This window comes from Marinitoga piezophila KA3, assembly GCF_000255135.1.
Taxonomy (GTDB): Bacteria; Thermotogota; Thermotogae; order Petrotogales; family Petrotogaceae; genus Marinitoga; species Marinitoga piezophila.
The window spans coordinates 56,562-70,169 of record NC_016751.1 but is presented as its reverse complement, the minus strand read 5'-3'; the positions used below and the strand labels follow the sequence as shown (position 1 = coordinate 70,169).

The 13,608-nt window shown below is 26.3% G+C and carries 10 protein-coding genes; all 10 read right to left on the bottom strand.

Annotated elements, in window-relative coordinates; genetic code table 11:
* Positions 1-5: 5 nt before the first annotated feature.
* The 10 genes from MARPI_RS00375 to MARPI_RS00330 all read right to left on the bottom strand — a co-directional run bounded on the left by MARPI_RS00375 (position 6) and on the right by MARPI_RS00330 (position 13,519).
* Positions 6-869 (bottom strand): phosphatidate cytidylyltransferase, encoded by an 864-nt coding sequence (locus MARPI_RS00375; protein ID WP_014295604.1) that lies wholly within the window; start codon positions 867-869, stop codon positions 6-8.
* Entirely contained in the window at positions 838-1,566 is a 729-nt protein-coding gene (locus MARPI_RS00370; RefSeq protein WP_014295603.1) for an isoprenyl transferase, read from the bottom strand. The genes MARPI_RS00375 and MARPI_RS00370 overlap by 32 nt, the downstream gene beginning before the upstream one ends.
* The gene (gene frr, locus MARPI_RS00365) at positions 1,563-2,084 is read right to left on the bottom strand and encodes a ribosome recycling factor (protein ID WP_050899172.1); all 522 of its coding nucleotides are present in this window, start codon (positions 2,082-2,084) and stop codon (positions 1,563-1,565) included. Before frr ends, MARPI_RS00370 begins: the two co-directional genes overlap by 4 nt.
* 86 nt (positions 2,085-2,170) lie before the next feature.
* The gene (locus tag MARPI_RS10555; RefSeq protein ID WP_014295601.1) at positions 2,171-4,774 is read right to left on the bottom strand and encodes a glycosyltransferase; all 2,604 of its coding nucleotides are present in this window, start codon (positions 4,772-4,774) and stop codon (positions 2,171-2,173) included.
* A gap of 17 nt (positions 4,775-4,791) precedes the next feature.
* Positions 4,792-6,165, bottom strand: coding sequence for a DNA polymerase III subunit gamma/tau (gene dnaX / locus MARPI_RS00355; RefSeq protein WP_014295600.1), 1,374 nt, complete (start codon positions 6,163-6,165; stop codon positions 4,792-4,794).
* Between the two features lie 97 nt (positions 6,166-6,262).
* Positions 6,263-7,531: an HD-GYP domain-containing protein gene (locus tag MARPI_RS00350; RefSeq protein WP_014295599.1), complete on the bottom strand. Its 1,269-nt coding sequence runs from the start codon at positions 7,529-7,531 to the stop codon at positions 6,263-6,265.
* A 9-nt stretch (positions 7,532-7,540) separates the two neighbouring features.
* Positions 7,541-9,688, bottom strand: coding sequence for a FecR family protein (locus tag MARPI_RS00345; RefSeq protein ID WP_014295598.1), 2,148 nt, complete (start codon positions 9,686-9,688; stop codon positions 7,541-7,543).
* Positions 9,689-9,692: 4 nt separating this feature from the next.
* Positions 9,693-10,346, bottom strand: coding sequence for a DUF3307 domain-containing protein (locus MARPI_RS00340; RefSeq protein WP_014295597.1), 654 nt, complete (start codon positions 10,344-10,346; stop codon positions 9,693-9,695).
* Positions 10,339-11,538, bottom strand: a complete 1,200-nt coding sequence (locus tag MARPI_RS10550; RefSeq protein ID WP_014295596.1) for an HD-GYP domain-containing protein — start codon at positions 11,536-11,538, stop codon at positions 10,339-10,341. The genes MARPI_RS00340 and MARPI_RS10550 overlap by 8 nt, the downstream gene beginning before the upstream one ends.
* Positions 11,510-13,519 carry a CHASE2 domain-containing protein gene (locus tag MARPI_RS00330; protein ID WP_014295595.1) on the bottom strand — a complete coding sequence of 670 codons (2,010 nt, stop codon included), beginning with the start codon at positions 13,517-13,519 and terminating at the stop codon, positions 11,510-11,512. Before MARPI_RS00330 ends, MARPI_RS10550 begins: the two co-directional genes overlap by 29 nt.
* Positions 13,520-13,608: the final 89 nt, after the last annotated feature.

The following is a 13,608-nucleotide window of genomic DNA, read 5'->3' as shown; positions in this document are numbered from 1 at the left end:
CTCCATTATACTCTTAATATTTTCATTAAAAAATAAAACGTAGGTGCAAGGTATAATACTCCATCTATTCTATCATACATTCCACCATGTCCAGGTAAAATTTCTCCTGAATCTTTTAAATTATATGTTCTTTTTAGAGCTGATTCTGTCAAATCGCCAACAGTATCAACTATACCTATAGCAATTGCAAATATTATCGCTCTTAACGGGTCTATCATATTTAAATCAAAAATTTCTCTAATATATTCAAATATTATTATATATACGTACGTAAAAATTATTCCTCCAATGAATCCTTCTATACTTTTTTTAGGTGAATATACAGGTGCTAATTTATGTTTTCCTATATTTAACCCAACAAAATATGCTCCTATGTCATATACCCAAACAGAGGTTAGGGCTAATAATCCTGTAGTAAAACCGTAATTTAAAATAATATGATAAAAATACGATAAAAATAATGATATTGCCATTAATGCATATGTATAGCTGGTTATTACATTTTTATATTTAATATTATCTTTTAAAATAAATAAACTAATTAATGCAACTATTACTATTGACATTACGTATATTGTAATTGGATCAAAAAATATCAATCCTGCATAATATGTTCTTAATGTAAATCCGTATACCGCACTTGTAAAAGCTGCCATTAAAGATAAAAAGATCTTAATTTTATGATCAATATTATCCAGAGTCATTTCAAAATATTCCATAGCTGTTAATAATACTATGGTTGTTACTAAACCAATTGTTGTTGGAAAAGTAAATACAGAAAAAACTACTACCGGACCAAGTATGAAGCCAGATAGAGTTCTGATAAATAAATTTTTCTTATTTACTGCCAATATTGCCACTTCCCTCATCTGATGAAATACCACCAAATCTTCTATCCCTATTAGAATAATCTATTAATGCCTTTTCTAAATCATTTTTGGTAAAATCCGGCCAGAGAATATCTGTAAAATATAGTTCTGAATACGCTAATTGCCATAATAAAAAATTACTTATTCTTATTTCACCAGATGTTCTTATTATTAATTCAGGATCAGGAACATCAGGCAAATATAAGTTAGTTGAAATATCATCTATTGATATTTCTTTTTTTCCTGAAGATATTAATTTGTTGACAGAATCAACTATTTCCTGTCTTCCACCATAATTAACTGCAAGAATTACCTGAATTTTTGTATTGTTTTTGCTTTTTTCTTCTATTTTTTTACAGACTTTATATACATTTTCAGGTAATTCTTCAATTCTTCCGAGAAATCTCACTCTAACATTTTCCCTAACTATTTTATTTAATCGAGATTCTAAATATCTAACCATTAAAGAAAAAAGATATTTTACTTCTTCAGGAGGTCTTTTCCAATTTTCAGTGGAAAATGAGTATAAGGTTAAATATTTAATGCCAAAATCAGAAGCCCATTGTATTACATCTTCTGCAACTTTAGCACCTTTTTCATGCCCCATTGTTCTTTTTAACCCGCGTTGTTTAGCCCATCTTCCATTACCATCCATAATAATCCCCACATGAGTGGGGATTTTTCTTATTGCTGTCAAGAGTCCATTATCTCCTTTTCTTTTTTATGGAATACTTCATCTATTTTTCCTTCATGTTCTTTTAATATTTTTTGTATTTCATCTTCTAATTTCCTTGCATCATCTTCTGGAATTTCTCCATTTTTCTGTTTTTCTTTTACTATTTTCATATCTTCTCTTCTTATATTCCTTAATGCGATTTTAAATTCTTCTGCCAATTCTTTAGCATGTTTTACCCATTTTTTTCTATCTTCTACAGTTGGATTTGGAAATTTAACTCTTACGACATTTCCATCTGTAGATGCCATCATACCTAAATTCGCTGCATTTATGGCTTTTTCAATTTTTGCACACAAACTCTTATCCCATGGAGTAATTACAACTGTTCTATCTTCCCCAACTGTTAATGTCGCAGTTTGATTTATTGGCGTAGGAGTTCCATAATAGTCAACCATTATTTCTTCAAACATAGCAGGAGAAGGTCTTCCTGTTCTTAATTTTTTATATTCATCTTCAAGATGTTTTACTGTTTTATCCATTTTGTTTTTAGCTTCTTTTAAAATAGGATCTTTTAATGACACTACATCCACCTCCAATTAATTTTTTATTTTCTTATTTTATTATATCATTTTTTATAATGAATATAAAGGTATTTATCAGCTATTATTTTTGATTCATATGGTTTACCAATTGTTTCGATAAATTTATCTAATTTCATTATATTTATTATGTTTAAAACACGCGGATCTCGATCTAATAGATTTTTATCAAGATTGAATACAAGTATCAAATTTTCTTTAAATTTTTCTTTTAAATATTTTATATCTTCAAATATATTTCTTGAATATTCCGGATTTAAATATATGATACTATCATATATCTCTTTTATCTTTCTATCTTCTATATATTCATTGTTTTCTATTGTTATTCTTTCACCAACAAATATTTTTTCTTTTGTATTTATTTCAAGAGTTTTTCCTTTGATAGCTCTGGAAATATTATATTTTAATTCATTAGAATTGAGCGGATTCTGAAAAATTGTATCAAAATAATTTGTAAATTTCTTTAAGAATTTGTCAAGCGCATAAATAGAATTGTATTCTGGTTGAGGAGAAACATAAAAAATACCTTTATTTTCTGATTCATACCAACATCTAACCGGATTAACCACAGGTAATAATGACATTATTTCACCAAGATTTACTACATCAATAATTTTATCTTCTGTTTCTTCTATATTTTTCTCATAATAGAAACCTGTATAATTATAATGACCTCCTTTTAAATCAGCAATTATAGGATTTAATTCCAATGCACTAAGTAGATATTTTTTTGCATTTTTAAATTTTTTATTTTTTCTATAATAATGATATAGTCTTAATCCTATAAAAGCTTTAAATTTTTTATTATCTTTTATAGAATCAAAAATTTGTAATAGTATTTTTTCGTAGGCTTCATCAAATTCTTTGTTATAACTAATTTTTAGTGCATAATTAAATTTTAAAGGTATAAACACTTTTCCAAGATAATAATCATATATGGATAATTCATTTTTATTGAAACTTTTTAATTCAAATATCATTTCTATTTTTTGATTCATTTCATCTCTTAAATCTATATATGCTGGAATTATTTCTTCTGGATTCATTTGAGTTAATATATCTTCTATTAAAACCTGCACAAATTTTGCCAATGATTTTTCAAATTCTACAGCTTTTTTGTATTTATTTTTCGCTTCATTAAACCTTCCCATCTTTACAAGAGCATCACCAATTAATAATTCTATCACACCTTTTTCTTTGTCAGATGCTTCACGTCTCAATCTTCTAATTTTTAAAAATGTTTTTAATACTTTTTCATAATCCCTTAGTTCAAATAAATTGTCTCCATATGAAAGGAGTAACCCTACTATATTTTTTTCATTTTCAAAATTTTCAACTAAAAATATCAAAAATTCATATGGATCATTTTTTAGATTATCAAAAAATGTTTTTATTCTTTTTATCCATTTAATATGATTTTCAGGATAGTATTGAATGTTATTGGGAATTCCCTCTATTAATTTTTCAAGTATATATAATATTATTTCCTTTTCTTTCATAGTTTTTGCAGATATGAAGGTGTCAAACGTAATTTCCAATAACGTCAAAATTTTGTTTGTATTTTTTTGATAATCTATTTCTTCTATAATTTTTTCTATTTTATTAAAATCACTTTCTTTTATTTTAGATAAAGCTAAGTATATAATTCCTTCGTTTTTCTTAAATAATGACTGCATTGACCAGGTTATTTCACTTTTTCTATTTTCAAAAATATTTAAGTATTTTATAAATTCTAAAGAAACTTGCTTTAAATTTTTCCAATCCCTTTTATTATAATAAACATTCATCAGACCATAATAACAATCCAGATTCCATTTGGTTCCAATATTAAACCATTTTATCGCATCTTCCCAATACCCTTTATTCATTAATTCTACTCCCCATAGAAACATAAACTCTACTTCCATGGGAATTGGTTTATAATTTCCTTTTCTTAATTTTTCAGATAGCATTTCTGCCACTTTTTTTCCTATTTTCATTTTTTCAATATATTTATTGGCAATGGAAAGTGTTTTCATGTATTGTATTAAGTAGTATATATCATTTGGATTTTCTTTAAGATATTTTTCAATTAGAGCTAAAGTTCTTTCTGTTTTTTGTTTTCTTCTTAATCTAGTCCATATATAACCATAATGATATAATGGGAAATCGACTTTTACCTGTTTTCCTTTATAAATTGGTTGATTATGTACTATATTTTCATATTTCACTTTTCCATTTCTGAAAAATCTTGCTGTACTTGCTATTTCCGTAGTTTTTTTATCAAAATCCATATAATTAATTGTAGGTATATATACAGCTACAATATCTTTTTCTAAGTTTTCCAAAAAACTTCTTATGTTATTTTTTAACTTTTCAGAAGCTTCTTCATCTGCATCTACTATAAACACCCATTCTGATGTAGCATATTTCAAAGTTTCATTTCTTGCATCAGAAAAATTACCATTCCATGGAAAGAAATATATTTTATCTGTGTATTTTTTTGCTATTTCAACTGTATTATCTGTTGAGCCAGTATCTACAAATATTATCTCATCACAAAAATCTTTTATACTTTCAAGACATCTGGTAATATTTTGTTCTTCGTTTTTTGCCATTATACATGCACTTATTAATCCTTTTTTCATATAATCCCCCCATAATTTTAAAAGAGTTTTATAATGTTATTTTTTTTAGCTTCGCTATTTTCATTTCCTTTATATATAATATCAATTTTTATTAAATGTTTTGATTCATTTGAAAGCAATAATTCCAATTTTGTTGCTTTTAATTTTAAAATTTGATATTCCAATAAATTGTTTTCGTTAAACTCTATTTTTATATAATCTTCCGATTCTGTTATTTCAGCATGTTTTAAAGCAAAATACATGGAAAGATCCATTTTTTCCTTTGAATTTAATAATATATTTAACACTTTATTTATTTTTGAATCTTCTGTAATTACATCTCTTGTTTCATCGTGATCCAAAATTTCAACTTTTTCATCTTTAACTTCTGTTTTCATATTTAATTCATATCCAATATTTAAAATATGTATATCAAATAAGATTTTTTTATTCTCTGAATATTTTAATTCTTTTAATAAATCTGAAAGTTTTCTGGTTAGTTTTATATAGATATTTAATCTCTTTTTATCTTCAATCTTTTCATCTAAAATATATTCAAGTACTTCTTCAAGAAATACCTCTATTTCTTTTCCTTCTTCAAATATCTCTCGAGATATTTGAAGTAATAATTCAGAATCACCTTTTAATATTGCATTTATGAATTTATCCAAAATACTTTTATCAAATAATCCTAAAACATCTATCACAATCTGCTCAGTTATTACTTCTTCAGATGAAAATTTTAATACTTGTTCAAGCAGTGATAAAGAATCCCTAACTCCACCCTTTGCTTTTTTAGCTATAATCCCTGCCGCTTCTTCTGTAATTTTTTTATTTTCTTTTTCTGCTATTGAAATTATATGTTTTTTTAAATCTTTTTCTGTGATATTTTTAAACTGCAATACTTGAGCTCTCGAAACAATAGTTTCAGGAACTTTTTCAAGATTTGTTGTAGCTAAAATAAATATTACATGTTCCGGTGGTTCTTCTAAAGTTTTCAATAACGCATTAAAAGCTTCTTTAGTAAGCATATGAAATTCATCTATAATATATACTTTATATTTTCCATGGACAGGCCTAAAATTAGCTGAATCTCTTATTTTTCTAATTTCATCTATCCCTCTATTTGAAGCCGCATCAAGCTCTATAACATCCATAAATCTTCCTTCATTTATGGCTATACAATTATCACATTTATTACACGGATTATCATCAACCGGATTTGAACAATTTAAAATTTTACTAAGAATACGTGCTGTAGTTGTTTTTCCAGTTCCCCTTGGACCAGAGAATATATATGCATGTGAAAATTCATTATTACGCACTGTATTTTTGAAATATTTTTTTATATGTTCCTGACCTATTAGCTCATCAAAGGTTAAAGGTCTATATTTCCTATACAAGGTTATCATAAATAAAAATACCTCCCAAAAACGTATTATTATAAAATTCTATCTCTTCAATTATACCATATCACTATAAAAATAAAAAGGGGGAAAATCCCCCTTTTTATGCCATTACAGTTTCTTTTAAAGCTTCTACTATTTCACAATCAAATTTTTTTGGACAATCTTTTTCTAAGATTTTTAATACCTTTTCTTTAGGCCATGGTTCTTTATATATTCTTTTTGCTGTTAATGCGTCATATATATCAACTACAGCTAATATTTTACCAAATAACGAAATTTCATTACCTTTCTTACCAGTTGGATAACCACTTCCATCATTTTTTTCATGATGTTCCAGTGCTCCTAAAGGTATATTTTTAGATAAAAAGTCTATATCAGATAATAGATTGGCACCTATTATTGTGTGAGATTTTATAATTTCATACTCTTCATCTGTTAATTTAGATGGTTTATTTAAAATATTATCCGGAATTCCAATTTTTCCAACATCATGTAATAATCCAGCAATTTCAAGCTCTTCAATAAATGAGTCATTATATCCAAGCTTTTTAGCTATTTCAACTGCCAAAACAGAAACATTTTTTGAATGTGTATGGGTATAATTATCCCTCAAATCAATTGCAGTTGCAACAGCCTGAATTAATCCTTTTATTGTGCTACTTAAATCATCATATACTTTTGAGTTTTTTAACTTATTTGATATTAATGATGAAAATATTTCCATAATTTCTTTATCTTGATCTGTATATTTCCCTTTTTTCTTATTTACAGCTTCTAAAACTCCTATTACTTCGTTTTCAAAAAATAATGGTGTTGCAATTAAGTTTCTTGTATGATATTTTGATTTTTCATCTGTTTTTTTAAAATGTTTTTTGCTTTTGGTTGTGTCATTAATTATAATTGTTTCTTTCTTTAAAAAACATTCTCCGGCTATTGAATCATCTATTGGAACGTCAATGGTTTCAATTTTACCACTTGCGCCACCAGAAGTTACATAGAAATTTAAGACATCTTTTTCTTCATTATACAATAATATAGCTGCTCCATCTGAGTTTAAGAGATTCCTTATAGTTTCTTCTATTGATTTTAATATGCTTTCTAATTTAAAGTTTTCAGTAATTAGATTAACAGATTCCAAAATATTTTTATTATGACATTTTGTACTAAATATTTCTTCAGCTTTATCTTGAGAAATATTATAAAACATATTTTTCAAAGTTAAAATTTTTTCTAAATCTTTTATTTCTATTTCTGTATATATTTTTATATTATCATCTATGGTTATAGCTTTTTCATTTTTTTCTCCATATACTTCTTGTTTTATTTGTAGTCCTACAATTTTCATTTCTTTCATTAAACAGTTGATCATACAATCACCTTAGAATTCAATCGTTTCAAAGTTAATTGTATATTCAAATTCATCTTTTTCTACATCATAACTTATTGAATAAATAATTCCTGAATTTTCTAATACTGGATAATATATGAATCCTTGAACCCATGTATTTTTATTGAGGAATATACTATCAACTGTATCATCTTCAAGGAATTTCCACTGGATATAACTAAATCCTGCCGTTAATTCGGGAAGTCCTCCTAATGCCGGGATTTTAACAGTCATATTCCCTTTTAACAATCCATCTCTTGCATTGCTAAACGGCCTATTATAATCAAGAGTAATATTTAAATATGGAGCTATTGTTAAATATGATTTTCCTATTAAACCCATAGATTTTTCCTGATTTAAGTCCATATATTTCCCATTTGCAACATTATATTCGTAATATGGTCCGACATATTCCATATTAAAACCATCTGATAAGTAATCAAATCCAAACATAAACTGGAAATATGGAGGAAAATCTATCATAGGACCTATAAGCAATCCATAAGTTAGTGTATCATCACCTGAATAAACAACATCAGTTTCTACACCAAATTTTATAAAGAATATCTTTTTATATAATGTTGCTAATATAGCTTGTTTTAATTCATTGTCTTTAAGATCTTCTTCTGACATATTATAAATACCTGTTATTTCTGTATTAAATAATCCCAAATCCATATCAACATAGCCAAACATAAGATTTGATGTTTTTTGATAATTAAATGGCATTAATGATGTAACTTCATAAGGAATATGCATTCCTAACTTTAATCCTCCAAATCTTAATTCAGTATCAAAAACTCTTGAATAAGGTATTGAATAATTATTCATAAATAACCCTAATCCCTTTGTATATGAAGGACTTACACCGTATCTTATATAAAACATTGGGAAATCAAGTTTTAAATAATTAATTGATATTGCACTCCATAAATCCTGGGAAGTTGCTTCTTTTGAAGGTATTCCATAATATAATGGACCGTCTATGCTTTCCTGGTATGCATTGAAACCTATTCCTATTCCAAATGGACCTATATCAAAATTAGGTGCAAATGAATATACTAAATATGTACTATTACCCTTTGTTTGTTTCCCGAAGGATATGTTTCCTAAATTTGCTTTTGTTTTTACAGGTGCGGCAGCAGGTTCTTCTGCAACAGGTGTTTCCCTTTTTTCTTCAGCAACTTTTTCTTCTTTTTTCTCTTCAACTTTGGTTTCAGGTTTCTGTTCTTCCTGCTTTTTTTCAGGCATTAAATTTTTCTCATAATCTTCTATAGGCATGTCTAATTTTTCAAGTTGTGGATTTGGATTTTGTGGAGAATAATTAAACATATTTCCAGCTTTTACAGGGAATAGTTTATTATTTACCATTGTGTAAACTGTACCTTCAAATGTTCTTATATTTGTATTGTTACCCTTTTTTTCAAAACCAAATTCTGTACCTCTTACACCAGCAACTACTGAACCAGAACCCACTAAATATTTGGAACCTGGAGCTAAAATTTCGTTTATTTTATTTACTGTTGCACCTTTTTTAAGTTCATATTCAATATCAATATCTCCACTTTCTGAAGCTCTTAACTTTTTTATGTATAACTGTGTTTCAGGTGAAACTTTTATTTCTATATTTAATTCAGGTTCTTTTAGATGTATATATCCATCTTTTAAAGTTAATAATTCCGAATTTTCTTTTATAACCGTATCACTGTTTATAGAATCCCAAACATCTGAATCTGCTTCTTTATAAAGAACATTACCTTCTTTTTCAAGAATTATAAGCGATGTTTCTGGCATTTCTATTTTTTCTTCTAAAATGTCAAATTCTATCTTTTTCTCAAGTGTTTTATCTTCATTATAAAATACTAATTCTGCTTTTCCAGGCATTAATGGAGCTAAAAACACAAGATTTGCTGTTCCATCCACTAAATCAAAACCATCAAAAAGAATAAAAGGATCATCAAAACCACCATTGGTTACATCTACATATAAATGAGTTACTGCTGAATCATCTACACTTACTGTAATGTTAACACTTTCACCAACATAAATAGTTTGTGTTTCTGTTGTTACAGTAATTTCAGAAAAGAATGTAATTGACAACAACATAAACAAAAGAAATACTCCCCACTTTTTAAACATAACATCACCTCCATATGGATAAATAAGTTATAATTATACTTAAAGCTAAAGGTCCACTCTCTGATTTTATATTTTCTGTATTATTTCTTAAAAATATTACTATGGAAAACGTTATAAATATAATTGAAGCTATTAAGAAGTACATATCCCCATAATATTTTATAAAGGGTAACGAAAACCGAAAAAAGTATCCAAGATAATCTCTTGTATAAGGTTTTGAAAATCCATCAATCATATAGAACAATAAACTAACAAAATATGCATTAAATAATCCTACAGCTATGAGTTTTACATATTGTTGAGAGATGAGAAAATGATCAGTTTCGTAAAAAAAACTCGCCATTAATAAGGAAGAAAAATGCATAACTTGATCTATAATATAATATGTATGGGTATTAAATACTTTTTTAGTTCTATTTTTAAATTTTATTGTATCAATAGCAAAATGAATTATTGTCAAGGTTATAATTACTATCAAATTATTTATTTTCAATGAACTTGGATACATTAGAATAATCATTGATAAGAATATTATACAAACATGAAGTATTAAAACTTTAAGTTTAGAATTTTTATATTTTGCAATATATCCATTTTGAAAAACATAATCGCCTACAAGATGCGTCAGCAAAAAATAGAAAAATATCTCTTTATTCATATGATTCCACCTCTTTTAATAGCTCGACCAATTGTGAATTAAAAAATACGCCACTATAATCTTCAATTAATTCAATAGCTTTGGATTTCGGAATTTTAGTTCTATACGGTCTATCCTCTAACATCGAATAATACGCATCTAAAAGTCCTATTATCTGTGCTAGAATAGGTATTTCATCTCCTTTTAACCCATACGGATACCCTTCTCCATTCCATTTTTCATGATGATATAAAACTATTTCTTTTACTCCATCAGGAATTGTTGGAATTTTAGAAACTAATTCGTACCCATATATTACATGTTTTCTTATTTCTTCTTTTTCAGAATTGGTTAATTCTTCTTTTTTTAACAATATTTTTTCAGGAATACCTATTTTTCCTATATCAAAAATCATACTACCAAATTTTAAATCTTTGAGTTCTTTGGTGGTTAAATTCAATTTTTCGCCAATTTTTATTGCAGCTTTATAAACACTTTCACAATGTTTTTCTGCACCAGGCACTCTTGCCTCTAAAATCCTCGTTAAAACCTTTAAAGATTTATCCAATATTTTTTCAAATCTGGTTTCTAAATATGAGGTTTCTATGGTTTTTGATATATATTCATTTATATTCTTTACAACAATGTAATCGATAATATCATAAGATTTTTCTCTGGATTTTATCAATTCAAATAACAAAAAGTTCTTCCCATCGACTTTAAATGGAATATTCATTATATTATTATTTATTATGATTCCATCTTCTTTAAATTCTTCAATATATTTTATATTTAATGCTCTTTTTAATTCATCTACATTATTATTATCTTTGAATAAATAAATCTCGGTTTTTTTTAACTGGAATATATTTTCAAATATTCTTTTTAATTCCTCTATAGTATCTTTTAAATCTATCTCGGTTTTTACATATTTTAAGATTTCAAATATTATTTCTTCACTATCTTTAGAAGGTATTCCTGTATATTCCCTTAACAATTTATCAAAACTAATTAAAAAAGTATCTTTTAAATTATCTATATTATCATAAAATTCTATTAAGATATCACTTCCATAATGAACTTCAAAAATCTTTTTTGCATTTTTATTATTTAAATTTTCAAATATATCATTGTCTATTTTTATTTTATAATTAATATTTCTTGTTTTCAAAAAATTAATATTCTCAAGAATCAGATTCTTTATTGACGTCATCTAAATCTCCTTCCTTAATCTTGTATAATTTTAAAGGTTTTTCCTTACCTTTTACTTTAAAATCTCCAATGTATTCAAATTTATATTTTTTAGATCGCTTTACTATTTCTTCTGTTACTATTAACCATTCATTTAAATCTCTTGTTAAATGTTCTATACGCGAGGTTGTATTTACAGTATCTCCAATACATGTATAATCCATCCTGAAATCCGCTCCTATATTTCCGATAACTACTTCACCATAATGCATACCAATACCTGCATTTACTTCAAAATCAAATCCCATATTTTTTAATTCTTTATTTATATCTTTTAATTTTCTTCTCATATCTATTGCACAGGCTATAGCCCTATCAACTTCATCGCCAAATTCAATAGGAGCACCAAAAATTGCCATAATTAAATCACCAATGAATTTATCAATTGTTCCATAATATTTATTTCTTATGATATCTGCCATTTGTGATAAATAAAAATTGAGAAACTTAACAACTTCTTCTGGAGAAAGCTTTTCTGATTTTTCAGTAAATCCTACTATATCAGACATTATTAAAACTACATTCTTTTTCTCTCCACCAAGCTCCGTTTTTCCCTGTTCTAATAATTTCTGTGCAACAAAATCTGGTACATATTTAAAGAAGAATGATTTTATTTTTTTCTTTTCTCTTGATTCTTTTAAGAATGATTGTGCATTATCTACAACCGCTATAATCAAACTCGACATTACTGGATAAAATGTATCAACCCATATATGCTGTTTAAATAAGTAATACGAGATAAATATATAAGCAATTGGAATCATAAAGGATAATAACTTGGTGTATATCTTATTAAAAGATAATAATATTAGGGTTACTAATAAAATAGAAGTCAAAATAATCAAAGTATAAAAATAATTAACTCTTGTCATTCTTTCATTGTTTATCAAATTTTGAACAGCAGTCGCATGTAAATATACACCTGGTTCATCGTTGGAAAATGGTGTAACTCGCAAATCATATAATCCTTTTGCAGTGGCTGAATAACCTAAAATGGCAACCTTATCTTTAAAATCATAATTGTCATATTTATTGGTATACACTAAATCATAAAAAGAAATAGTATCAAAAACTTGAGGACCTTTTCCATAAAAACTTAAAAGAAAAAAACCATTTTTATCTGTTTTAATCTTTTCATTTTCAATTTCAATTGTATAATTTTTTGGATCATAAATAAAATTTTGAAGATTATAACCTTTATAATTTGCGTACAACATTAGATCCATATGCGGAAATAATCCTGTATTAAACCCATTATCTGCAGCCCATTCTTCTTTAAATAATAATGGAAGACTTCTTGCAACTCCGTCAGGATCGAGCTGCCCAATTTCATATGTTGAAGCAGGTACCAATGAAGAAAATTCTGGAATAGGAGGTATTATCTTATATGCAGTTAACGGAAAAAACAATGATAAATACTCTGGATTTTTTAATTTAAATGAATATTTTAAATAAAATTTATTTTCTTCTAATTGCTTTTTAAATTCAGGATTATATTCATCAAAATTGCTTTTTTCTACCGTTAAATACGTTCCTAAAACAACTTTATTGTATCTTCTTAAGATTGCTGCAAGCAACATATCGTCCTTAGATTTTCCATTACTCATTATATTACTTTCTGAAGGAGTAGTAAAAGACACATCAAATCCTATAGTTTTTATTCCAAGTTTAAAAAGTTTAGCTATCATTCTTGCATAATGTTCTCTATTCCAGGGCCATTCATCATTAAATCTTGTAGACATATTTACAAGAGAATTTTCATCTATAGCTATTACAACAACCTTTGGAGTTGTTTTTTCAATTCCTCTTATTCTATATCTTAAATCTAATGTTTTTAGTTCAAAAATTTCTATCCAGGGATTGTTTAAACTGTATGTAATAAAATATATCGCCAGAAAAAACAGTACTAATAAAAAGGTAATTCTTATTTTTATTTTTTTCATTGTATTAATCACCTTCATAAAAATAGTTTATTTATAGTTTAATTATAACATATTTTCATCATTTTTTACAACCAAATTAATAATAAACA

What these genes read in the sequence shown, in the direction of transcription:
- MARPI_RS10555 (WP_014295601.1), bottom strand. Translation starts at nt 4,774, where the DNA reads ATGAAAAAAGGATTAATAAGTGCATGTATAATGGCAAAAAACGAAGAA.
- MARPI_RS00375 (WP_014295604.1), bottom strand. Translation starts at nt 869, where the DNA reads ATGAGGGAAGTGGCAATATTGGCAGTAAATAAGAAAAATTTATTTATC.
- MARPI_RS10550 (WP_014295596.1), bottom strand. Translation starts at nt 11,538, where the DNA reads ATGACGTCAATAAAGAATCTGATTCTTGAGAATATTAATTTTTTGAAA.
- MARPI_RS00340 (WP_014295597.1), bottom strand. Translation starts at nt 10,346, where the DNA reads ATGAATAAAGAGATATTTTTCTATTTTTTGCTGACGCATCTTGTAGGC.
- MARPI_RS00345 (WP_014295598.1), bottom strand. Translation starts at nt 9,688, where the DNA reads ATGTTTAAAAAGTGGGGAGTATTTCTTTTGTTTATGTTGTTGTCAATT.
- frr (WP_050899172.1), bottom strand. Translation starts at nt 2,084, where the DNA reads ATGGATAAAACAGTAAAACATCTTGAAGATGAATATAAAAAATTAAGA.
- dnaX (WP_014295600.1), bottom strand. Translation starts at nt 6,165, where the DNA reads ATGATAACCTTGTATAGGAAATATAGACCTTTAACCTTTGATGAGCTA.
- MARPI_RS00350 (WP_014295599.1), bottom strand. Translation starts at nt 7,531, where the DNA reads ATGATCAACTGTTTAATGAAAGAAATGAAAATTGTAGGACTACAAATA.
- MARPI_RS00330 (WP_014295595.1), bottom strand. Translation starts at nt 13,519, where the DNA reads ATGAAAAAAATAAAAATAAGAATTACCTTTTTATTAGTACTGTTTTTT.